This window comes from Microcoleus sp. Aus8_D2, assembly GCF_036702665.1.
Taxonomy (GTDB): domain Bacteria; phylum Cyanobacteriota; class Cyanobacteriia; order Cyanobacteriales; family Microcoleaceae; genus Microcoleus.
In genome coordinates, this window is sequence record NZ_JAUBUN010000027.1 from 45,955 (window position 1) to 66,898 (window position 20,944).

General features: G+C 47.3%; 20 protein-coding genes. 10 read left to right on the forward strand and 10 right to left on the reverse strand.

The genetic code is table 11. The features are described 5' to 3' along the window. Positions 1 to 178 precede the first annotated feature (178 nt). The 4 genes from QUB64_RS20570 to psbD form a co-directional block, all read right to left on the reverse strand. On the reverse strand, positions 179 to 2,383 hold the full coding sequence (locus QUB64_RS20570) for an iron uptake porin (protein WP_333274215.1): 2,205 nt from the start codon (positions 2,381 to 2,383) through the stop codon (positions 179 to 181). Positions 2,384 to 2,682: 299 nt separating this feature from the next. Then, positions 2,683 to 4,326: an HD domain-containing phosphohydrolase gene (locus QUB64_RS20575; RefSeq protein ID WP_333274212.1), complete on the reverse strand. Its 1,644-nt coding sequence runs from the start codon at positions 4,324 to 4,326 to the stop codon at positions 2,683 to 2,685. Between the two features lie 157 nt (positions 4,327 to 4,483). Further along, the gene (locus QUB64_RS20580) at positions 4,484 to 4,765 is read right to left on the reverse strand and encodes a 4a-hydroxytetrahydrobiopterin dehydratase (protein ID WP_333274209.1); all 282 of its coding nucleotides are present in this window, start codon (positions 4,763 to 4,765) and stop codon (positions 4,484 to 4,486) included. A 741-nt stretch (positions 4,766 to 5,506) separates the two neighbouring features. After that, positions 5,507 to 6,565, reverse strand: coding sequence for a photosystem II D2 protein (photosystem q(a) protein) (gene psbD, locus QUB64_RS20585; protein ID WP_333274206.1), 1,059 nt, complete (start codon positions 6,563 to 6,565; stop codon positions 5,507 to 5,509). A gap of 421 nt (positions 6,566 to 6,986) precedes the next feature. On the opposite strand from psbD, the gene QUB64_RS20590 reads away from it, so the two are divergent. Both QUB64_RS20590 and QUB64_RS20595 read left to right on the forward strand, forming a co-directional pair. After that, entirely contained in the window at positions 6,987 to 7,259 is a 273-nt protein-coding gene (locus QUB64_RS20590) for a hypothetical protein (protein WP_333274204.1), read from the forward strand. Further along, positions 7,256 to 7,954 carry an energy-coupling factor ABC transporter ATP-binding protein gene (locus tag QUB64_RS20595; RefSeq protein ID WP_333274200.1) on the forward strand — a complete coding sequence of 233 codons (699 nt, stop codon included), beginning with the start codon at positions 7,256 to 7,258 and terminating at the stop codon, positions 7,952 to 7,954. The genes QUB64_RS20590 and QUB64_RS20595 overlap by 4 nt, the downstream gene beginning before the upstream one ends. 88 nt (positions 7,955 to 8,042) lie before the next feature. Here the strand turns inward: QUB64_RS20595 and QUB64_RS20600 are convergent, their stop codons facing one another. Both QUB64_RS20600 and QUB64_RS20605 read right to left on the reverse strand, forming a co-directional pair. After that, the gene (locus QUB64_RS20600) at positions 8,043 to 8,798 is read right to left on the reverse strand and encodes a DUF4058 family protein (RefSeq protein WP_333274198.1); all 756 of its coding nucleotides are present in this window, start codon (positions 8,796 to 8,798) and stop codon (positions 8,043 to 8,045) included. Between the two features lie 127 nt (positions 8,799 to 8,925). Then, positions 8,926 to 9,168 (reverse strand): hypothetical protein, encoded by a 243-nt coding sequence (locus tag QUB64_RS20605; protein ID WP_333274195.1) that lies wholly within the window; start codon positions 9,166 to 9,168, stop codon positions 8,926 to 8,928. A 124-nt stretch (positions 9,169 to 9,292) separates the two neighbouring features. Between QUB64_RS20605 and QUB64_RS20610 the strand changes: the two genes are divergently transcribed. Further along, positions 9,293 to 9,505, forward strand: a complete 213-nt coding sequence (locus tag QUB64_RS20610; RefSeq protein WP_293130951.1) for a helix-turn-helix domain-containing protein — start codon at positions 9,293 to 9,295, stop codon at positions 9,503 to 9,505. A 22-nt stretch (positions 9,506 to 9,527) separates the two neighbouring features. On the opposite strand, the gene QUB64_RS20615 is transcribed toward QUB64_RS20610, so the two are convergent. After that, positions 9,528 to 9,866: a TRADD-N-associated membrane domain-containing protein gene (locus tag QUB64_RS20615; RefSeq protein WP_333274190.1), complete on the reverse strand. Its 339-nt coding sequence runs from the start codon at positions 9,864 to 9,866 to the stop codon at positions 9,528 to 9,530. Positions 9,867 to 10,031: 165 nt separating this feature from the next. Between QUB64_RS20615 and QUB64_RS20620 the strand changes: the two genes are divergently transcribed. Then, positions 10,032 to 11,507, forward strand: a complete 1,476-nt coding sequence (locus tag QUB64_RS20620; protein WP_333274187.1) for a pentapeptide repeat-containing protein — start codon at positions 10,032 to 10,034, stop codon at positions 11,505 to 11,507. Positions 11,508 to 11,803: 296 nt separating this feature from the next. Here QUB64_RS20620 and QUB64_RS20625 read toward each other — a convergent pair whose 3' ends face one another. Together QUB64_RS20625 and QUB64_RS33015 are read right to left on the reverse strand one after the other, a co-directional pair. Further along, a complete protein-coding gene (locus tag QUB64_RS20625) occupies positions 11,804 to 12,550 on the reverse strand; it encodes a DUF6887 family protein (RefSeq protein ID WP_333274185.1) in 747 nt (248 codons plus the stop codon). A 4-nt stretch (positions 12,551 to 12,554) separates the two neighbouring features. After that, positions 12,555 to 12,788 (reverse strand): DUF6888 family protein, encoded by a 234-nt coding sequence (locus QUB64_RS33015; RefSeq protein ID WP_442921686.1) that lies wholly within the window; start codon positions 12,786 to 12,788, stop codon positions 12,555 to 12,557. 47 nt (positions 12,789 to 12,835) lie between these two features. Between QUB64_RS33015 and QUB64_RS20630 the strand changes: the two genes are divergently transcribed. Further along, positions 12,836 to 13,045: a hypothetical protein gene (locus tag QUB64_RS20630; RefSeq protein WP_333274182.1), complete on the forward strand. Its 210-nt coding sequence runs from the start codon at positions 12,836 to 12,838 to the stop codon at positions 13,043 to 13,045. Between the two features lie 178 nt (positions 13,046 to 13,223). Here QUB64_RS20630 and QUB64_RS20635 read toward each other — a convergent pair whose 3' ends face one another. Continuing rightward, on the reverse strand, positions 13,224 to 14,732 hold the full coding sequence (locus QUB64_RS20635) for a UbiD family decarboxylase (RefSeq protein WP_333274179.1): 1,509 nt from the start codon (positions 14,730 to 14,732) through the stop codon (positions 13,224 to 13,226). A 79-nt stretch (positions 14,733 to 14,811) separates the two neighbouring features. Between QUB64_RS20635 and QUB64_RS20640 the strand changes: the two genes are divergently transcribed. From QUB64_RS20640 to pstB, 5 genes are all read left to right on the forward strand, one after another. After that, entirely contained in the window at positions 14,812 to 15,969 is a 1,158-nt protein-coding gene (locus QUB64_RS20640; RefSeq protein WP_333274176.1) for an NYN domain-containing protein, read from the forward strand. 380 nt (positions 15,970 to 16,349) lie between these two features. Next, positions 16,350 to 17,378, forward strand: a complete 1,029-nt coding sequence (gene pstS / locus QUB64_RS20645; protein ID WP_333274173.1) for a phosphate ABC transporter substrate-binding protein PstS — start codon at positions 16,350 to 16,352, stop codon at positions 17,376 to 17,378. A 345-nt stretch (positions 17,379 to 17,723) separates the two neighbouring features. Continuing rightward, positions 17,724 to 18,725, forward strand: coding sequence for a phosphate ABC transporter permease subunit PstC (pstC, locus tag QUB64_RS20650; protein WP_333274171.1), 1,002 nt, complete (start codon positions 17,724 to 17,726; stop codon positions 18,723 to 18,725). A gap of 2 nt (positions 18,726 to 18,727) precedes the next feature. Beyond that, entirely contained in the window at positions 18,728 to 19,708 is a 981-nt protein-coding gene (gene pstA / locus QUB64_RS20655; protein WP_333274167.1) for a phosphate ABC transporter permease PstA, read from the forward strand. 276 nt (positions 19,709 to 19,984) lie between these two features. Further along, entirely contained in the window at positions 19,985 to 20,836 is an 852-nt protein-coding gene (gene pstB / locus QUB64_RS20660; protein ID WP_333274164.1) for a phosphate ABC transporter ATP-binding protein PstB, read from the forward strand. Positions 20,837 to 20,944 lie beyond the last annotated feature (108 nt).

The window sequence follows — 20,944 nt, forward strand, 5'->3', positions numbered from 1 at the left end:
ATTTGTAACATTTATTAACAACAGGACTCATCAGGGTTTCAGGCGGGTTGTCACCCCCCCCATCTAGGAGCTGAATTCGTCCACCGCACAAAAAAGCCCTGCCGGAAGCAGGGCTAAATTTAGCTAAAGTTGCCAGCAGAGACGGTATAACCCGCCCCGCTTGCTCTATAAGCCGCTCTTAGAACGTGAAAGTAGTTCTCAGAGTACCAATAATGATGTCGTCATTATTGCGGTCTTGATTCGGGTTAGTAATCCAAATGACGCCCGGAGTCACAGCAATGTTATCCGAGAGCTTGAACTTGTAGAAGCCTTCAAAATGCCACGAAGTATCGTTGCTGAATCTCCGCAAACCGCTCGGAGCATCAAGTTTATCCAAATAAGGCTCGCGACCTACGACAAAGCCCAGCAAGTTGCCTTCTTTCCCTAAATCGGGCAAAGCCAATGTGGCAGCGTAGTTCCAAATTCTCGCATCGCCGATGCCGAGAATACGAGCATTGGTTAAACCAGCCCAGCCCCCAATGATAAATCTTGGGCTGAGTCGGAACGAAGCCTGAGCGCCGTAGGAGTTGCTGACAACTTTGCGAGCGCGGAAGCCGTTGGGGCCGTCAAAGCCTTCGCTCAAACCGTTGAGGGAATTAGCCACGCCGGTGCCGGTGAAACCGCCGAGATTGCCTGGGCCGTTCCCCAAACCGTTGTCAAACCCGAAGTTACCTCTGCTAAAGTAACCGTGGTTGTAGTTGAGAGCAACTTGCAAGTTGCGTCCGGGGGTAAAAGTCAACTGGCCCATCGCTGCGTAGTCGCCGTTGAACAAGCCTCCGCCCTTGGCGGGACTGGCTGCATTTGACGCCAAATAGCCGAAGGACAGAGAAGTCGGGCCGAACACGCCGCCCAGCAAGCCCCTGCCGCCGAAGGCGTAATCGAAGCCGATACCAGCGCCGCCACCTAGGCGATAAATTGGGTTGCTTTGACCGAAGGCGCTGAGCGAGCCATTACCGCCGTCAAAGTCTTCAAAGTAAGGGTTGACGGTGGGGATGAAATCGTTCCAAATACCGTTAGCGGCTTCAATGGTAACGTTCAACCGATTGCTAGCGGGGAACTTGTAAAGCAAGCTGCCCAGGTGGAAAACGTTGTCGGTGCGGTTGACGACATTCCAGGTTTGAGTACCTTCGCTTGTCGCCCCGAGGTTAAAGTTTTGACCGTTGCCCACATCCAGCCTGGTCAACAGCAAGTCTCTGCCGGTGAAGCTGGTATTTAAATTCAGACGTACCCGCTGTTGGAAGACGGCTTCATTGTTACCGCTACCGACTCTTCTGTTGTTTCTGCCAAACAAGCCATCATTCCCACCAAAGTCATCGCTGAGGGCGAAAATTGCTTCCCCAGTCAGTTTGGTAGTAGTTGAGAATTGGTTGGCTTCGAGTTCGGATGTCCGAGCTTCCAGAGCATCGACGCGGCCGCGCAGGGTTGCCAGTTCTGCTGCAAATTCTTCTTGGAGCCGTTGGAGGGCTGCCAAGTCGTCTTTGGTCGCTAAGTTGGTTGTACCTGCTTTAATTAGTTCGTTAACTTTGTCTAAGCAAGCGTTTAAACCGGCGGCGAATTCGTAGCGGGTCATTGCCCGGTTGCCGCGGAATGTGCCGTCCGGATACCCGGCAATACAGCCGTAGCGCTCGACTAGGGATTGCAGTGCTTGGAATGCCCAGTCTGTGGGCCGCACGTCGGAAAGTTGAGATACTGAGGTAACTTGACCCTGAGTTTCGCCGCCGGCAGCACCTTCGCTGCTGTACTGGTTGAGCTGTTCTAATGTGGCGGCTGGGTTTTGAGCTTGTGGTGCAGCAGTTTGGGCCAAAGATTCAGCCGGAGAAGGCAAACTTTGTTGTGCCTGCTCTGCCACTGCCGGGGCAGTAGTTTCTAATTGAGCTGCACTGATTTGCTCCTCGATAGCGGTAGCTGCCGGGGCTGGATTTTCTAGTTTGGCTGCCGCTGAATTTTCTACTGGTTGAGCGACTGTTGGCTCAACTGCTGCTAAAGATTCAGTTACAGGTTGTGATGCAGCTTCAAGATTTGTTGCTGCGGGGTCTGTGGTGGCGGAGGCGATCGCGCTGCCCGTTGCAGCCTGGCCCGCATCTGCAATCGCAGGCTGGGTTTCCCGGCCGGAGGCTTGGGAAATTGCTTCCACTGGCTCGGAGGCTGCGGTAGTTTCGTCCACAGCAGCTAAAGCATTGACTTTCGCTTCGGAGGTTTGGGCCGTTTCAGTTTTGCCAGCTTGAGGCGAGCGCGCATCAGCAGCTTGCTGAGCGTCTGCTGCCATCGCGCTCGAAGAAACTACTAGGGTAGCTCCTAAGACTGCTGGGCTGATTAGTAGGTAACTCCACAAAAATTTCGACATATTCACTCTCATCCTCACACCGATTACAGAGAAACTTTTCGAGTCTTCTATGTGGTCAGTAGTTGCTCAACTAGCATACTGCAAAAAGAGACCTAAAATTCAATTTTTCTTTTGATTCTTATGGGCTGACTGAGTGTATAGATGTAATTGGCGGCCGCCCACAGCCTGTTTCTTACCCTCTACTCAACCGCCTCAAAACCTGACAATACTTTGGCTGTGGATTGATTTGACTGCTGACACTTGCAGGGCGCAGGGGTAGCCTATTTACTTTTTAGCACAGCACGCCCGAATCGTCTAGGCTAATTCGACGTCGTCACATCCAAGCTGTGTCCGAGGACGCTAAAGACTCGGCGGTGAGCGAATAATTCTAACAAATCGGCGTTGATTTTGTGGTGAGCTGCTTCTTGCCGCAAAATTTTCATCGCTGCATCTGTGCGCAGAGCTCGTTTGTAGGGGCGATCGCCTGCAGTCAGGGCGTCATAAATATCGGCGATCGTCATCAATTGCGCTTGAATGGGGATTTCTGAGTGTGTTAGACCTCGTGGATAGCCTGTGCCGTCGAGTTTTTCATGGTGTCCGTAGGCTATTTGGGGAACATTTTTTAGATCCTTTGTCCACGGAATTTGGCTCAGAAATTCGTAAGTGTGAGTGACGTGAGATTCGATTGCCGATCGTTCTTCCCGCGTCAAGTTGCCCCTCGACACCATCAATTGCACGATTTCGTCTGGACTCAGCAGCGGTTTAATTGCCCCGTCTATATCTCTGTAAGTTTGCCGAGAAAGTTCTCGTAGTTGAGCTAGGGGTTCTTCTGCCAAAATGTGAGGTTCGTTGGCCTCTAGCAGGACTTCCCAATATTCTGCCAATCTGGTTTTTGCGTCTGCTAGCGCCGTGTCTAGCTGTTCTATTTCCTGGCATTTAGCGCACTCTGGCCCAGAGTCCGGGTGTTTTCGGTAAGCTGAATGCTCTAGCAAGTATTTATATTTAGACTGGACGCATTCCATTTCCAGGGTTCGCTGAGCTAGGGCGAAACGGTGGCGAATGATTTCTAGCTGTGAGGGGTAGAGCTTTTTCTGCTTGGTCAAAACTGCTTCTGGTACTCCGATTTTGCCAAAATCGTGCAGCAGAGCGGCGTAGCGAATTTCTTGAATTTGGCGGTTGTTAAAGTAAATAGAGCGCAGCCATCCGCTGCTGACGGCGTTTACTTCTTCTGAAAGGCGTACTGTCAGGGCTGCGACTCGTTCTGAATGGCCGAACGTACAGGGGTCTCTGGCTTCTATGACTTGCACGCTGGCTTTGACGAAGCCCTCGAACAAGTGTTCGATGCTTTCTTGGAGTTGATTGCGCTCGATCGAGATTGCTGCTTGAGAAGCGAGCGATCGAACTATCCTTTCTTCCCACTCCGAATACTGCTGCGTCGATTCCCAGGCATTCTCTGCCGTCAGCACCTCATCTGCCTTTTTTTTGCGGTTGATCAGTTGCAGTACGCCTATTGTCTCGCCCTGTCGGTTTTGCATCGGCAGCACCATTACCGAGCAAGTGCGGTAATTAATATCCCTGTCAAAACTGGTATCTAACTGGTAGGGTACGTCGGGGGGCAAGTCATAGGCATCAGACAGGTTCAAACTTTGACCTGTAATTGCCACGTATCCCGCCAAGCTTTTGTCTGTCAGCGGCAGGGCAAACTCCTTAAACGACAGTCTGGGTTTAGAACCGTTTTGGGCTACCTTGAACAGCAACTTAGATTTCTCGTCGCTGTGATCTACCAAATAAACGCTGCCCGCATCGCTGTAGGTGATTTCCCGGCTTTTGGATAAAATTAAGTTTAACAAGCCGCCCAAATCGGGGGCGCTAGAGAGCGCCGCGCCAATATCCAAAAGCTTTTCTATCAGTTCTGTTCTTTGAGCAGATTCGTTCAAGAACTCTGGCCTTTCAAATACGATCATGGTCGGAGGATGGCGAATAGCCTTTAATACATTGGACTTGTTGCATCTAGACTTTCTCACACCCGATTTTAACCCAGAGTCGATATTTTCTATGGCAGGCTTTCTGCTCTTGGGAATCTCGCTAGATGCACTGGTAGCTCGGAAGATGGGAACTCTTCTACTTTAGCGCAGAAATCTCTTGGGCTAACGCAAAGTCTTTATCAGTTAAGCCTCCGGCATCGTGAGTTGTCAAGTTAACTGTTACTTTGTTATAGGAGATTTCTATGTCGGGGTGATGTCCTGCGGCTTCTGAGGGGGCGACCAACTTATTCACAAAGGCGATCGCGCCGATAAAATCTTTAAATGAACGGGTACACCGCAGTTGCTGACCTTCCACCGTCCAGCCCGATAATTGACTGGCGCGCTCTTGAATTTCAGTATCGTTAAGTAGATCGGCCATAATTTTTTTTTATTTTGGGATGAGATCTTTGGCAGATTAACAGCCCACCTGTAAAAATGTGACCAAAAACTATCCGCTCTCACCAATAGTGTTGAGGCTCAAGTTTTAATACTTAAGATTTAACACTATATGAGGTGAGAGCGGTCTAGCGGGTCTTCAGATTAGAACCTGACTGCCGGGAGAATCCCTAGCTGAGCCTGGTTCCCGATGGAATTCGTTTCCAGTTGGAAACGACGGCTGACTGCTAGTGAGCGGCCCCGGCGCACAGCCGGTAGTTTCCAATCTGATGACCCATGCATTTACTACTTTCTATCATGGGCATCACCTCCAGGATTAGCTAAATGGCTTATGTGAACGCACCTCACCCAAATACAAGATTTGGTGTGAGGATTTGTGCGCTAGCCCTTGCCAGCGGAACCGAAAGAACCTGCGTTCTGAGTATCATTCCAGCAGTCACAATTATTAGAATAACACAAGGAATTAGAAGTGGGGATGCAATTTAATATTTTTGCAAGATGTGCACCAAATATTGTATCGATCTCTACAGCGAGGGGGCGATCGAGCTTTTGAACGGATTGCTTTCTCTGTGGGGCGGGTATAAAGAGGGAAATGTGCGATCGCATTACTGAAATCAAAAAAGCTCCCGCCGATCGGCAGGAGCTTTTTAAACACTGAGGGTAAAGCCTAAACTGATTTATCTTACCCTTTCAAAATGTTGCAATTTTTGATACTTCGCACTGATTAGAGAGCGTTACCGCGAGGCAGAACTTCTTCAGGGAAGATGAAGTTTTCGTGGGGTTGGTCGGTCGGAGCCATCCAAGCACGAATGCCTTCGTTAAGCAGAATGTTCTTAGTGTAGAACGTTTCAAACTCAGGATCTTCAGCAGCGCGCAATTCTTGTGATACGAAGTCATAGGCGCGCAGGTTTAATGCTAAACCGACGATACCAATGGAGCTCATCCACAAGCCTGTGACGGGCACGAACAGCATGAAGAAGTGCAACCAACGTTTGTTGGAGAAGGCAATTCCGAAGATTTGGCTCCAAAAACGGTTAGCTGTCACCATGGAATAGGTTTCTTCTGACTGAGTTGGGTTAAAAGCTGGGAAAGTGTTAGCACCTTCGCCATCTTCAAACAGGGTGTTTTCCACGGTGGCACCGTGGATAGCGCACAACAGAGCGCCGCCCAAGATGCCTGCAACGCCCATCATGTGGAAGGGGTTGAGCGTCCAGTTGTGGAAGCCTTGCAGGAATAGCAGGAAGCGGAAAATTGCTGCGACGCCGAAACTGGGGGCGAAGAACCAGCCTGATTGACCCAAGGGGTACAGCAGGAACACGGACACAAACACGGCGATCGGGCCTGTGAATGCGAGGGCGTTGTAGGGGCGGATGCCGACTAAACGAGCGATTTCGATCTGACGCAGGCAGAAGCCGATCAGTGCGAAGGCGCCGTGAAGGGCGACAAATGCCCACAAACCACCGAGTTGGAACCAGCGGGTGAAGTCCCACTGAGCTTCGGGGCCCCACAGGAACAGCAGGGAGTGTCCGAGGCTGTTGGCTGGGGTGGATACTGCTACGGTGAGGAAGTTGGCTCCTTCGAGGTAGGAACTTGCCAAACCGTGGGTGTACCAGGAGGTAACGAAGGTGGTGCCTGTTAACCAGCCACCGATGGCCATATAGGCGCAGGGGAATAGCAGGATGCCAGACCAGCCTACGAAGACGAAGCGATCGCGTTTGAGCCAGTCGTCGAGGACATCAAAGATGCCTCTTTCGGTCTGGGCGCGTCCGACTGCGATTGTCATTTACGCAAATCTCCAAATGGATATAATTACAACGGATTTGTCTCTAGTCATTATTGCCCAAAGGTTGATCTGCTTAACAGAAAACGAGTTGGATTATGAATAGAGTTTACTTTTCTTTACCGTATTTAAGATTATAGGGGTAATTCTTTACAATGGCAAGCATTTCTTCAAGAAGTTCCGGATCTTGACTGGTGGCGGAAGTCGTGTAAGTTCTCGGATCAACCCGGAATCTGGGCGGAGAGGGGGAAATGCGGGCGAGAAATCTTGGTACTGCGGGAACAAAAGCGGTTTTTTTTTACAGAAATACTTTGTGGCAGCGAGCTGAAACGGTAAAAACTTAGGTTTTTTGAGTGTTGGTGCGTAAGTTCTATCCTATATATATACTGAGGGTAGAGCTCCAAACTTAGGTTTTTAAGACTATATGTTCAGCATTGACATCATTGTGAAGAACACGCCCGTCTCGCTTTCGGTGCAGCGGAAGTTGGCCGAGGACGCTGAGGCTGTTTACCAGCAGGTTGTAGAGGCGATGGGCAACTCGCAACCCCATGTTTTGGAACTCACTTGTGAGAAAAATCCTGAGAAAAAGGTGGCTGTCGTCAGCAGCGAGATTTCTGGGGTGGTGATTTCTCAGAAATCAGGGGCGGCTTCTACAGGTAGGGCGCCCGGTTTTGTTTCGATGACATTAGCAGAATGAGGGCTGGGGGTGCGGGTGCCGATATGGGCCAGTCAGCGGTTGCTGTGCGGGATTTGGGTTTTTGCTGGCCGTCGGGCGATCGAGTTTTGCAAGGTTGCTCTCTGGATGTACCCAAGGGTGAGTTTTGGATGCTTTTGGGCACTAACGGTAGTGGCAAATCTACGTTGCTGAGGCTGATGGCTGGGCTGCTGCACCCCCAATCGGGCGAAATTGACTTGGGCGGGCGCGTGGGTTTTGTGTTTCAAAACCCGGATCACCAGTTGGTGATGCCGACGGTGGGTGCGGATGTGGCTTTTGGTTTGGTTGAGGAAAAGCTTTCTAATCTTCAGGTGCGGGAAAGAGTGGCTGAGGCTTTGGAGGCTGTCAATTTGCTGGATTTGCAGCGGCGGCCGATTTATGCTTTGAGTGGGGGCCAGAAGCAGCGGATTGCTCTGGCTGGGGCGATCGCCCGTCATTGCGAAATTTTGCTGTTGGATGAACCGACGGCTTTGTTAGATCCTGATTCTCAGTTGGATTTGGTGGCGGCGGTGCAGCGGTTGGTGAAAAATCGCGGGATTACGGCTTTGTGGGTGACTCATCGTTTGGATGAGTTGAATTATTGCGATGGGGCTTTTTTGTTGGAAAAAGGTCAAGTTGTCGATCGGGGAGATCCGGCGCGTTTGAAGCAGCGGTTGATGCAGAGTCAGGATGTTTAGCTGTTCGATCGGGTTTGTAGTAAGGACTTTAGTCCTATCTTAATTCATACCTAAAAAGAGGACTTCAGTCCTCACTACGAACAGGTGTTTACCGCAATCCCCGATCGCGCAACCAAGCATCTGCCCAAATTGTATCGGCCTCTGACAGCGGTGGTATGACTTCCCAGTTGCGATAATCTATCTTGAGATCGTAACTTGCTACGTCGTAAATTTCACTGAATAATTCCTGCAAGTTGATTACAGGTTCAGTATCGCCCGATCGCAGCGGCAAAGGAAAAGCTGGTATCGGGTTTTGTAGGTTAAAAGCGTATAAGTCTGCGAAAGGGCGGCAATTTCCCCGACCAACCAAAATCCGATAGTGACTGTCAATATTTTTTTCAATAATCGGCATTTTTGGCCCGCGCTGCAATAAATCAATTTCTACTAAATTAGTCCGGCTTCCTAAAATTTCCTCTCGTTTGTCTGCGTAGATTTTACGCCCTTTACAGTCGCGTTTGTTGGTAGGTGATATGATTTCAATCACTGTTATCAATTCTTTGGTTGCTGTGGAGCTAATTTCTAAATATCCTTCCCGTCTTGGGAAAGGTACGGGAATAGTTACTTTTATTGGCTGGGTTGGCAGTCTTGTAACTTCTGGGTTTGATGTTGTTGAGTCTGGAATGCTAATTAGCAGAGTATCGTCATCAGCAGTTTCATAATTTCTTACTTTGACATCAACTACATATTGAGGACGCAGTTGGGGAGATAAAAATCTGGCAATTTGGTTGATTAACAAGTGATGTATTCCAGGCCAGAATTCGGGATGTTCTAAATAGGGGTCAATACCAGGAAATGGAGATGGCATCGCTCGCACTCCTTGACTCAAATCTATTTACAGTTTAACAAGACTTTTTGGGACAAAAAGTGCGATCGCACTTCCGGCAAATTAGAGTAATTGCTATGTTGGGAAGCGCGATCGCACTTTTTGACAGTTAACGTTCTATCGACGACAATTGCATCGGAATTGGCACGCTGGTTTCATTGAGCGACAGCGCATTCACGAACACAATTGTATGCGGGACGGCGGGCATTAAACGGCCCAGGGCATTTAGGTAAGATTCCGCATCGCGGCGGCGGCTGAAACGGGCGACTGTTAACCGCTGACAGTTGGGGTGGTGGCGAATTAGATGCCAAGGCACAAGTCGATCGCGATAGGTCGATTCTTTTGGTATCATAGATGTGTTCTGCCCACTTTTGTGGGTGGTAAAGGAAAGGCGATCGCTCTAGATTTCTCAGGTCACGGGGCGATCGCTATCTGTATATCATTAAAAGCTATGAGCATAGCTTGTGTCAAGCATAATGGGGCAAATTCGCTTACGAGTTCGAGAAATGGCCCAGGAGAAGGGTTGGACGCTGAAAGAAGTTTCCGAAAGAACGGGCATTCCCTACAGCACGGTCAAAAAATACGCGCAAGCTCCTAAACTGGCAACTGTGGACTACACGGCTTTGCAGAAACTTGCTGCTGTCTTCGATGTGATGGTGGAAGACTTGGTTGAGGTTTTGGAAAAATAGGATCGCACTTTCTTTCTCTTCCTTAGCGCCCTTTGCGTCTTCGCGGTTCGTTGTTCGATCGCATCTCGGCTATTTCCCTGGTGTCATCTATTAATTCTTTTGTTATTCTGTCAAGGCGATCGTTTGCATCCTTGGCAAGTTTCAAGCAACCAACACTTACAGCCATGCCGCTAGATGTGGTGACAGCGCCTTCAGGAACTTTGCCTGATAATAGGAGTGCCGCACCGACAAGGCTAATGCAGGTAGAGAGTACGGTTGCTGCTAAAGCAGCGTTAAAGCTATAACGCGATTGGCGTAATCGCTCTTTGACAATAATCATTTCTAGTGCGGAGTGAGGGTTGGCGATTAGCTTGTTATTCATGATTTCGGAGAACCTGTAGATTTCATATTTTTATTGTGAAGCCAAATCCATGAAACCTTGACTAGGCAATGATTGTCTTGTTTATCTCTTTTGACTTTACTATGATTGCCTTATGCTTGAGATATGACTGAGTTAAGAATTGTGTTTATGAAATTGAGGTGATCGATGCCAGACTCTAGCCCATGCAGAAAAAAGAAAAAACTTACCATTGCAGCAACTGAAAAAGGTGTAGACACAGCAGAAAGAGCTTTAATTAGGCTAGGATTTGACTCAAAGAGCAACTTTGCCGAATCTCAACGGTTATCGCGTAGTACAGTTACTAATTTTTTCAATCAAGTTCCTATTCAGCTTGATTCATTCAAAAAAATATGTGATTCACTAAAATTAAAGTGGCAACAGATCGCAGGAATAACAGAAGATAGCATAAATTATGAGCAAATAGAAAGGTCGGTTAACCCCAGCCCTGATCTTGAAGAAGGAGCGAAAGTAAAAATGCTTGGCCGTCAAGTAACTGTTATAGATGAACAAAGTCGAACAATCAAATCTGTAATTATATTAAAGGGTGAGATTAATTCGATTTCAAACCTCCGGATTCTCGCAACTATTTTAAGAGAAAATGGAGGCGACACTATACAAATCATTGATATTCAAGAAGGGAGCATCAAATTAATCATAGAAGGGTCTGAAGAAGATATTGAGCGACTTTTAATTCAGATTAATTCAAGAGAATTAACAGAGCTAGATGGGTTTCCTGTTCAGGATGCTCAAATATTAAGCGAAACTTCAGAAGATGACGAAAGCAGCCAACAAAAATGGCGTTTAGTAGAAGAAATTGTCACAAAGCAAATTCTATGGCGAGACTTAAGCTGTGCTAACTTGAGCGACGCTGACTTGAGAAATGCTTGCCTAACCGGTGCCGACCTGAGCGGTGCCGACCTGAGCGGTGCCGACCTGAACGGTGCCAACCTGAGCGGTGCCAAACTGAACGGTGCCAACCTGAGCGGTGCCGACCTGAGCCGTGCCAACCTGAGCCGTGCCAAACTGAGCGGTGCCGACCTGAGCCGTGCCGACCTGAGCGGTACCGACCTGAGCGGTGCGGACCTGAGCGGTGCCAAACTGAACGGTGCCAACCTAATCGGTGCCAACCTGAGAGGTGCCGACCTGAGCAGTGCCGACCTGAGGGATGCCAACCTGAGCGGTGCCAACCTGAACGCTGCCAACCTGAGCGGTGCCGACCTGAGCAATGCCAAACTGATCCGTGCCAAACTGATCCGTGCCAACCTGAGCGGTGCCAACTTGAGAGGTACCAACCTGAGCGATGCCAACCTGAGCGATGCTAACCTGAGCGATGCTGACTTGAGCGATGCTGACTTGAGCCGTGTCTACCTCAGCGGTGCCGACTTGAGAAGTGCCAACTTAAGAGGTGCCTACTTGAGAGGTGCCTACTTGAGAGGTGCCAAGTTTAAAGGTGCCAAGCTCAAAGGTGCCGACTTGAAAGGTGCCAAGTTGAGCCTTGCCGTTCTTATCTTTGTCAAGTTGAGAGTTGCCTTCAACTCGGTCAAATTAAGAGTTGCCGTTATCTGGTTCGTCTTGATTATTATTATTATTGTTGTTTATATCATCATGCTATCTTTACTATGAGAAGTATTGTTAAACCATTAATTTTTAATGAGATGAAGCGCGGTCGTCTTGAGGGTCTAAGTGTGGCATAGCCGATCGCGAAATTCCACATACACCTTGCAAGTATAAAGTCAAGTAGGGTGCGTCAGAAGAATGAGATTTTAGATAAAAACTCACAATTTCACAACTGACGCACGCCCCGAATAAATGGTGCGTCAGAATTAGATTTTCGGTGATGATTCAGAATTACCTTTCCTGACGCACCCTACCGCTTTGGTTGTAATGTGTAATTCCAGATCGCCATTAATTCGCCCTTCCTAAAAATCACAAAAATCCTCAATCCCTTGCTCGATCGCAAAAAGTGCGATCGGCGTTGCCAGTCTTGAAGGCAAACCGCCAGTCGATCGTAAAAATTCTGCGATCGCACTTATCATCAGAGGCAATTCTGCTTTCAGATCCTCCTGACAGATAACACTGCGACACCGACTGCTTAACTTTTCTAACAAATCCGATTCAACTTCTGTCCCGGCTGCGATCGCAATTAATCGTGCAGCATCTGCCAAATTTCCCCCGCACTCCTGAATCGTATCGAGAGCAGCTAATGCTTCTGGATCGTGTTTTAATTGTTCGCGCGCGCGATCGATTGCTTCTGGCGTCAGTGTAGTGCTAGTTTGGCGATCGGATTGTTGATTTTCGGCGGTAATTTTTTGCAGCAGCCTCGCCTCAATTTCTGTTTCTAACTTTTGCCGCAACTTCGCTTCCACTTCTAACTCAATTTGCGATCGAAGTTTTGCCTCAATTTCCCCCTCTAATTTTTGGCGTAATTCATCCTCCTGTGCTTTTTCCCTTTGTTTTTGTTTTTCGTTAGATATTTCAACTCTTTTCCTCATTTCCTCCTCAGCGATGCGAATATTTTCTTCAATAGGTAAACCTTCAGGAGTACACATCGGCCCGTACCATGTCGCTTCTGAATCCGGGGGATTGCGACGACCAAAAAACACCCGAATCGCTTCATCATCATCCCGATGCGATAGAACATAAGCTTTTAATTCGGATCTGCTCATTTTCTCAAAGTTCGGTTTCATCCAAAAACCTCCAAAGTCCATTGCTAGATACGATTATTTGCAGTTCATCAGTTGCGAAAATATATACTTCTCTGGTTTGAGCATTAAAACGGAATAGTTGAATATCCCGGTAGTAGTTAGACAACATCTGGCACACGCGCAGACAGGCTTGGGCTTGTTCGTCAGTAGGATTAATCGATCGTTCCTCAATTGTGGCACAAACTTTAGGATATAATATAACTTACGCATAGGAACCCAGAAACCGGGTTTTTTCGATAAGACTTCGTGACAGTACAAAGACTCGGTAAAAACCCGGTTTCTCTGACGGAGCGCGCAAATCTCGATCGCGAAAGTGCCCAGAAACCGGGTTTTTATGAGAATACTTCGCTACAGCCAGCAAAACTGCAAAAAACCCGGTTTCTTTGGTATCGACAACACAGCAAGGTAGGACACGGCACCGTGTCTATTAGTGTCAACTTAAGCCTGAAACCATGAGAAATCTCGCTTTTACCTCAGTCTAGATCCCCCTAAATCCCCCGATCGAAGGGGGACTTTGAGAATATTTCTTGTTCCCCCCTTATTAAGGGGGGCTAGGGGGGATATAGACTTTGATATAAACAAGAGATACCCAAGGTTCAACCTTAAATTGACGCTAATGGACACTGCCATTCCCCTACCTCATTTCATACCCAAACAAATTCGGATCGACTTCTCCCAAATTTAAATCGGCCAAACCGTACTCCGCCCAACGCCTTTCTACCATCGCCGCCACATCCGGATCGGACTCTAAAACTTCCCCCCATTCGTGCTCGGTTTCCGGTGGCATTTTCGTCGTAGCATCAATCCCCATTCTGCCGCCCAAACCAATCTTTTCACTGGCAAAATCTAAACTGTCAAAGGGCGTATTTGGCAAAATAAATACATCTCGAACCGGGTCAACTTTAGAACTAATTGCCCAGACTACTTGACGCGGGTCGCGAATGTTGATACTTTTATCCACCACAATCACAAATTTGGTGTAAGTAAACTGCGGCAATGCACTCCAAAATGCTAACGCAGCCCTGCGCGCTTGACCGGGATAAGCTTTATCAATGGAAATAATTGCTGCTTTGTAACTCAGCGCTTCCATTGGTAAGAAGAAATCGACTATTTCGGATACTTGCTGCCGCAAAATAGGGGTGTAAATGCGGTTTAGCGCGATCGCCATCATAGCCTCTTCCTTGGGCGGCCGCCCGCTAAATGTGGTTAAATAAATCGGATCTTTGCGGTGCGTCATGCAGTTGAAGCGAACTAACGGCGAATCCTCCACGCCGCCGTAATAACCCATGTGGTCGCCAAACGGCCCGTCGGGTAAAACTTCACCGGGGGTAATCGTTCCTTCTAACACGATTTCCGAGTCCGCCGGTACTTCTAAATCTATTGTTTTGCACTTGGCCAACTGCACGCCGGAACCGCCGTAAAGTCCGGCAAATAACCATTCTGACAAGTCAACCGGAATCGGTGTCGCGGCGGCGAGAATGATCAGGGGGTCAACTCCCAGGGCGATCGCAACTTCTAACTTTTTACCAGCCTGCGCCGCTTTCCGCAAGTGCCGCGCGCCGCCACGGACAGATAACCAGTGTACAGTCATCGTGTTTTTTGACTGCAACTGCAACCGATAAACCCCCACATTCGGCGTACCGGTTTCACAATCCTTAGTAATTACCAAACCGAGGGTGATAATTTTGCCCGCATCTCCGGGATAGGGGCGAATCATCGGGATTTTGTTCAAATCGACGCCTTCTCCCTCAAATACCACTTGCTGACAAGCTGGGAAGAAGTCGCGGCCTGGTTTGGCTTTCACTACGTCGAACAGGACTTTGCCGAATTCTATGGCTTGGGAAATCTTTTTCGGCGGCTTGGGCTGTTGTAGCATACCTAATTTTTTGCCGAGTTCTTCCAGTTCGATCGGCTTTTCCATGTTCATCGCCCAGCAAACCCGTTCTTCCGTACCCAACAGGTTGATGGCGACGGGGAATTCTGCCCCTTTGACGTTTTCAAACAGCAATCCGGGCCCGCCTTTTACCAGCATTTGGTTAGAAATTTCGGCAATTTCTAAGTCGGAATCGACTAAAGCGCTGATCCGGCGCAGTTGTCCCCTGTCTTCGAGTAGTTTCAGGAATCCCCGCAAGTCTCTAGCCATTTTCTTTAAGAATTATTAAGGGTCTTTATGTTATTATGAGCCGATAGGCCACCATAAGTTAGGCTACGATCGTCAGTTAATGAAAAATCCCCGACGCTCGCCAGATCGATTTCGCAAAAGTGCTTGTTCCTGCCGCAGGCAGTTTTATTCGTCCCAAGCTCGCCGCCAACAATTGTTTGAGCCTTTGGCGCCGTCAAACAGTAGCTGCGCCGAAAGTGCGATCGCCCCAGAAACAGCCGTAAAGTGCGATCGGGGAATTGCGATTTTGTTGCTAGATGCAGAAAACTTGAAACTAGACATTAATACAGAAAAGTTTTTAGCCAGTTTGTGCAGCTATCCCCTGCAAGTTAAGATTGCTTTTGCTAACTGGAAAAATCCCAGCACGAGCAAGCTGGATACCGAACTGTACGATCGCGGTTACGAACTAATTCACGCTCCGGGCGGTTCTAACAGCGCTGACGGTAAAATGATTGCCTTTGGTGCTGCTATTTTATACCGCTATCCTGCTGTCCAACAAGTTTTTGTTGGTTCTTCGGACAGTTTGTTAAATCACCTCTGCAATCAACTGCAAAATCAGGGATTGACTGTCTTTCGGGTACGCAGTCAAAATGCTGTGTTGTCTGTAGAAAATCATCTGACTGGGGAGAGCAAGCACTATTCTTGCAAAGAGGAAGTGGAACTCCCTACTTTTGCAGAACTGGCAAATAAAATTGCCGAGTTGCTGAAGGCCGAACACCAATCTATCGACGAGCGGATAGCTTGGTTTTCTAGTGTAACTCAACTTTTTAAAGAGCGCCGCGCTATAGAATTTAATTCGATTAATTCTACGGATATAGCAGTGTTTCCGTCACCCCCAAACGAAATTAATGCGGCAGAAGAACCTGCAACTATTCCCATCGCTCAAAATCTTGAACATCAAAAAATGCCCGAAACTTTGCCAGCTAATTCAATTGCTATTGATTCGCTGGATGCTTTAGAAAAAATACTTTTAGAAATGATTGAGGCGGCGATAGTAGAGTCGGAAGAGGATGCTATTTCTGTGGCAAAACTTAAGAAGAAATTTCTCAAAACATATGAGTGTCATGCCGATTTAATTGTAAAACATTTTTTGGCTAATTCCAGTTTGATAAAATTTTTGCAGTCGCGAGCTTCGGTTTTTAAACTGACATTAAATGGCAGCGAGCATCAAGTGGCGATCGCTCAAAAAGATGTGCAGTCAGAAACTGATACCATTTGAAAAAAAGAATGCAACTATAGACCCGCGATCCAAATCATGATAGTCATCAGTCATTTCCAATTATCAAATCTCAAATGGTATGACTATCCTGCCACGCTTTAAGCATCTGTAGCAAATGTGATAGCGTTAACCGCTCAATCTCCCGGCAGCTATATATATATCGCAGAAATAAATTTCGGATTTATCGCTAATAATTATGATTAAATTCCCAGAAAATGACTCTAATAACTCGCACAACTGCGAACTGTCAAAAATTTAACCAAAATTTAACCAAAATTTAAAACAAGCTTATCGTTTAATCGATCATTCCTTGGGAGTTTGCGTCTATCCTAGGTCATAGATTTGTAAAGCCGGCTATCTAATATTAAGGACGAGGAGTTATGGTTTTCTTCACTAAAGGCTGGCGGCGTGGCTTTATAGTTACCCTAGCAGTAGCAACATTTTCGTTGAGTTTAATTACTTCCGCTGTAGCTGCGGTAACACTCAACGGTTCGGGAGCAACTTTCCCTAAACCTTTGTACGATCGCTACTTCTCCCAAATGAGAAGCGCAAATCAAATTACTGTAAACTACGAAGGCACAGGCTCCGGCGCTGGTATCAAAGCATTAATTGCAGGTACTGTGGATTTCGCAGGTAGCGATGCCCTGATGACTTCTGCACAAATCGCTCAGGTACAGCGCGGCGTAATTGCAGTTCCGACTGCTGGCGGCGCGGTTGCAGTTGTCTACAACTTGCCCGGAGTTAACAATGTCAAACTGAGTGCCGATGCCATGAAAGGCATCTTTGAAGGCAAAATTACTCGCTGGAATGATGCGAAAATCGCAGGTATTGCCGGACAAGCTAAAAATTTGCCAAATACTGCAATTCGCGTAGTTGTTCGCGCAGACAGCAGCGGTACAACCTTTATTTTTGCTAATCACTTACAGGCTATTGGTAGCAGCATCAAAGGTGCCGCTCAACCGAGTTGGCCCGGTAGCCCTCTCAGCGGTCAAGGAAACCCAGGTGTAGCTGGTTTGGTTAAACAAACACCGGGTGCAATTGGCTACGTTCAAGATACTTTTGCTCGACAAAACAATCTGCAAACAGCGTTTATTCAAAATAAAGCTGGCAGATTTGTAGATGCTAACTTAGCAGAAGCGGAAAAAGCTTTAGCAGGGGAAACATACCCGGCAGATTTCCGCTTGGTTGAAGGAAATCCTAATGATGGATATCCGATTGTTGGCTTGACTTGGCTGTTAATCTACAAACAGTATCCTGCTGCCAAAGCAGATGCTGTTAAAAAGATGGTTAATTGGGTGATGACGACAGGCCAAGGTCTCAACAAAGGATTAGAGTTTACCTCAATTCCGCAAGCTACAGCTCAAAAGGTGATTGAAACAGTGAATCAGAGTGTAGTTGCTAAAGGTTAATTCAGATATTTTTAGGAAGTTTTGAGTCATATCATGTCCCGTAGATTAGCATAACAAAAACGGTTTGTAGTGCGGACTTAAGTCCGCAGCCTCAGAGCGGACTTAAGTCCGCACTACGAACGAATCTGATTGCGGTCAATCGATCGGACACGATATCGTACATTTGACTCAAAACTCATACATTGTAGGGGCAGGAGTGCGCGGTGCGCAACCGACAAGATCATTTCAGGGGCAGGAGTGCGTATCGCGCACTCTACTAGCTAGTTTCAGGTTAAGGTGTGCCAACGCGCACCTTACAAGCTAGTTTTTCAATCAAAGATTTCGTTTTTTACGCCATAACTTGGTATGACCAATTCTTCAAAGAAACCGAAAAAGTTGAATCGAAAGGCTGCTGGAATCACCACCCACGTAGACTTGACTGATACGAAGGGTGAAGGTTTGTGGCTGGAGTCGGGATTTACCGTATTGGTATGGGCTTTTGCTATAGCGACTGCGGGCACGCTGTTTTGGATGAGCGAGATAATTTTTAAGGATGCTTGGCCGGCGATTAGCAAGTTTGGACTGGAGTTTTTGTGGAATCCCAAATGGGATATCGGAGAATTGCAGTTTGGAGCTTTGCCGTTTATCTACGGTACAGTAGTTAGTTCTGCGATCGCCATTATTATAGCAATTCCTTTAGGACTTTCAGTCGCGATCGTTACCAGCGAGAACTTTTTGCCGACTTGGGTGCGATCGCCCTTGGGATTCATGGTTGAATTAATATCAGCCATTCCCAGCGTCATCGTTGGCCTGTGGGGCATCTTCGTGTTAATTCCCTTTCTGCTGCCTTTACAGCAGTCGCTGTTCAACAATTTTAGTTGGTTTCCCCTATTCAGCAGCGAACCTTTTGGGCCGGGAATGCTGCCCGCCGGCATACTTTTATCGATTATGATTTTGCCGACAGTCGCCGCCATCAGCCGCGATGTCTTGCTGTCGGTTCCCGTAGATTTGCGAAGTGCTTCAATGTCACTGGGTGCTACCCGCTGGGAAACCATATTTAAGCTGTTATTACCAGCAGCAAGTTCGGGAATTATCGGAGCTACTATCTTGGCATTGGGACGCGCATTAGGCGAAACAATGGCAGTCACAATGGTAATCGGCAACTCGATTCAAATCAACCAATCTATATTAGCTCCCGGCTACTCAATCCCCGCTGTTTTAGCAAGTCAATTTCGGGAAGCTCAAGAAGAATTGCACATCGGCTCTTTAATGTATTTAGCCCTAATTCTATTTGTGATTACCCTATTGGTGAACGCAGTCGCAGTATTGCTGGTGCAGCTAATCAGCGTTAAAGGAGCTAAGAATTAACCATGACTAAAGCACAAAAATCAAACAGCATTCTCGATGCAGAAATCAACAATCCCCTGTCGCTGAGCCGAAATTTTTTCAGCCGGGGAATGACAGTTATTGCATTCTCCCTTACAGGTCTGGCTCTGCTGCCTTTGTTCGCTATTTTGTACAAAATTTTGGGCGAAGGACTGACACATTTAAGCTGGGAAGTGCTAGTGTCTCTGCCCGCACCCGTCGGAGTCGAAGACCAGCCCAACGGCTTTGCCAATGCAATTCTCGGTACAGCTTTAATGGTAGGAATTGCCACATTATTTAGCGTGCCAATCGGCGTGATGACGGGAATATTTTTGTCAGAGTTTGGCAGAGACAATAAAGCTATAGCAAATACTATCCGCTTTATCACCGTCATTTTGAGTAGCGTTCCGTCAATTGTTGTCGGCGTGTTTGCTTACGCTTTAATTGTTGTGACAACTAAGTCATTCTCAGGATTAGCCGGCGGTTTCGCGCTGGGGATTATCATGCTGCCGGTTGTAGCGCTGACAACAGAACAAGCATTAAAATTAGTGCCTGCTTCTTACCGCCTCGCTTCTGCTGGTTTGGGAGGCGGACGCTTTCAAACAATGTTTCGGATTGTTATTCCCTCAGCGCTCCCAACTATTACCACAGGCATTTTACTAGCAGCTTCCCGCGCCGCCGGCGAAACTGCACCCCTAATTGTAACTGCCTTGTCCAGCCAATTTTGGCCTCCTTTAGTTGAGAAATTGGGCGAGATAGTTCAGTCTCCCGTCGGCGCAGAAACCATCTCGAAAATTCAAGAAATTCCCGAGACATTGCTAACTCCGACTCCTTCTATGTCAGTATTAATATACAGTTACGCTAGTTCTCCTTACAAGGAGCAGAATGAATTGGCGTGGACTGCAGCTTCTGTGCTTTTGGGCATGGTTTTGGTTACGAGCTTAGCCTCCCGCGCCGTCACTCGCAAACGCTTGCAAAATCGGTAAATTGCTGGCGAAGTTCGGCCAACGAACAATGTACGGGATTTAACGGATTTAACGGATTTAACGGATTGAGGTTAGACAAGATTGCATTCATTCTCTTTCCTATCTTGAAATTATCTGCGTTCATCTGTGTTTATCTGCCTTAAATCTGCGGTTTATGTATCAAAATATCCGTGATTTACGAAAGGAGTGCATAGCTATAAAGCCTAACTAAATCAGGTCATCAGGTAATATTCTGCATCTATAAATCTACCGCCAACACTAGAAAAACTGCAAATAATGAAACCTAAAAGCAACGTAAAATCTCAAAAATATAGTGAGCAATTCCTAGAAGATGCGACTCCTGAAATTGACCCCAATGCCATGCCAGCATTGCGAGTTCAGGACTTGAGTTTCTATTACGGAACTCACAAAGTTCTGGAAAATTTGTCGATGAATATCCCTCACCCACAAGTGACGGCGATTATCGGCCCTTCTGGTTGCGGCAAATCAACGTTTCTGAAAGCTCTCAACCGGATTGGCGAATTGGAGGGAAAAGTTCAAATCAAAGGCAGGGTTGAGTTTTTTGGACAGGATATTTACAGTCCGAAGGTCAATATTAATAGTTTGCGGCGCCAAATTGGCATGGTGTTTCAAAGGCCGAATCCTTTTCCGCTGAGCATTTATGATAATATTGCTTACGGCGTGCGCATTTTTGGTCGCAAAAGCAAAGCAGAGTTAGACGAAATTGTGGAATCTGCGCTGAAAAGTGCGGCGCTTTGGGATGAGGTGAAAGATAATTTGAAGAAGTCGGCTCAGGGAATTTCGGGCGGACAGCAACAGCGACTTTGTATTGCTCGCGCTTTGGCTGTTAAACCGAAAATTTTACTGATGGATGAGCCTTGTTCTGCTCTTGACCCGATTTCTACTATGAAGATTGAGGAGTTGTTTCAAACTCTGCGGGAACAGTTAACTGTGGTGATTGTAACGCACAATATGCAGCAGGCGGCTCGGGTTTCTGATTATACGGCTTTCTTTAATACTGATGAAAGTCGCATCGGCCGCTTGGTGGAATTTGGGCCGACAAGCCGGATTTTCACAGAGGCCAGTAATTCGAGTACGAGGGATTACATTCAAGGCCGTTTCGGTTAATCAGGTTCGTAGTGAGGACTTCAGTCCTATGAGGTTCGTAGTGAGGACTTCAGTCCTATGAGGTTCGTAGTGAGGACTTCAGTCCTATGAGGTTCGTAGTGAGGACTT

Coding starts and splice junctions, on each gene's coding strand:
- QUB64_RS20635 (WP_333274179.1), bottom strand. CDS start 14,732: ATGGCTAGAGACTTGCGGGGATTCCTGAAACTACTCGAAGACAGGGGA.
- QUB64_RS20575 (WP_333274212.1), bottom strand. CDS start 4,326: ATGATCGTATTTGAAAGGCCAGAGTTCTTGAACGAATCTGCTCAAAGA.
- pstS (WP_333274173.1), top strand. CDS start 16,350: ATGGTTTTCTTCACTAAAGGCTGGCGGCGTGGCTTTATAGTTACCCTA.
- QUB64_RS20625 (WP_333274185.1), bottom strand. CDS start 12,550: ATGAGCAGATCCGAATTAAAAGCTTATGTTCTATCGCATCGGGATGAT.
- QUB64_RS20620 (WP_333274187.1), top strand. CDS start 10,032: ATGCCAGACTCTAGCCCATGCAGAAAAAAGAAAAAACTTACCATTGCA.
- QUB64_RS20610 (WP_293130951.1), top strand. CDS start 9,293: ATGGGGCAAATTCGCTTACGAGTTCGAGAAATGGCCCAGGAGAAGGGT.
- psbD (WP_333274206.1), bottom strand. CDS start 6,565: ATGACAATCGCAGTCGGACGCGCCCAGACCGAAAGAGGCATCTTTGAT.
- QUB64_RS20580 (WP_333274209.1), bottom strand. CDS start 4,765: ATGGCCGATCTACTTAACGATACTGAAATTCAAGAGCGCGCCAGTCAA.
- pstB (WP_333274164.1), top strand. CDS start 19,985: ATGAAACCTAAAAGCAACGTAAAATCTCAAAAATATAGTGAGCAATTC.
- QUB64_RS20605 (WP_333274195.1), bottom strand. CDS start 9,168: ATGATACCAAAAGAATCGACCTATCGCGATCGACTTGTGCCTTGGCAT.
- QUB64_RS20600 (WP_333274198.1), bottom strand. CDS start 8,798: ATGCCATCTCCATTTCCTGGTATTGACCCCTATTTAGAACATCCCGAA.
- QUB64_RS20595 (WP_333274200.1), top strand. CDS start 7,256: ATGAGGGCTGGGGGTGCGGGTGCCGATATGGGCCAGTCAGCGGTTGCT.
- pstA (WP_333274167.1), top strand. CDS start 18,728: ATGACTAAAGCACAAAAATCAAACAGCATTCTCGATGCAGAAATCAAC.
- QUB64_RS20615 (WP_333274190.1), bottom strand. CDS start 9,866: ATGAATAACAAGCTAATCGCCAACCCTCACTCCGCACTAGAAATGATT.
- QUB64_RS20590 (WP_333274204.1), top strand. CDS start 6,987: ATGTTCAGCATTGACATCATTGTGAAGAACACGCCCGTCTCGCTTTCG.
- pstC (WP_333274171.1), top strand. CDS start 17,724: ATGACCAATTCTTCAAAGAAACCGAAAAAGTTGAATCGAAAGGCTGCT.
- QUB64_RS20570 (WP_333274215.1), bottom strand. CDS start 2,383: ATGTCGAAATTTTTGTGGAGTTACCTACTAATCAGCCCAGCAGTCTTA.
- QUB64_RS20640 (WP_333274176.1), top strand. CDS start 14,812: ATGAAAAATCCCCGACGCTCGCCAGATCGATTTCGCAAAAGTGCTTGT.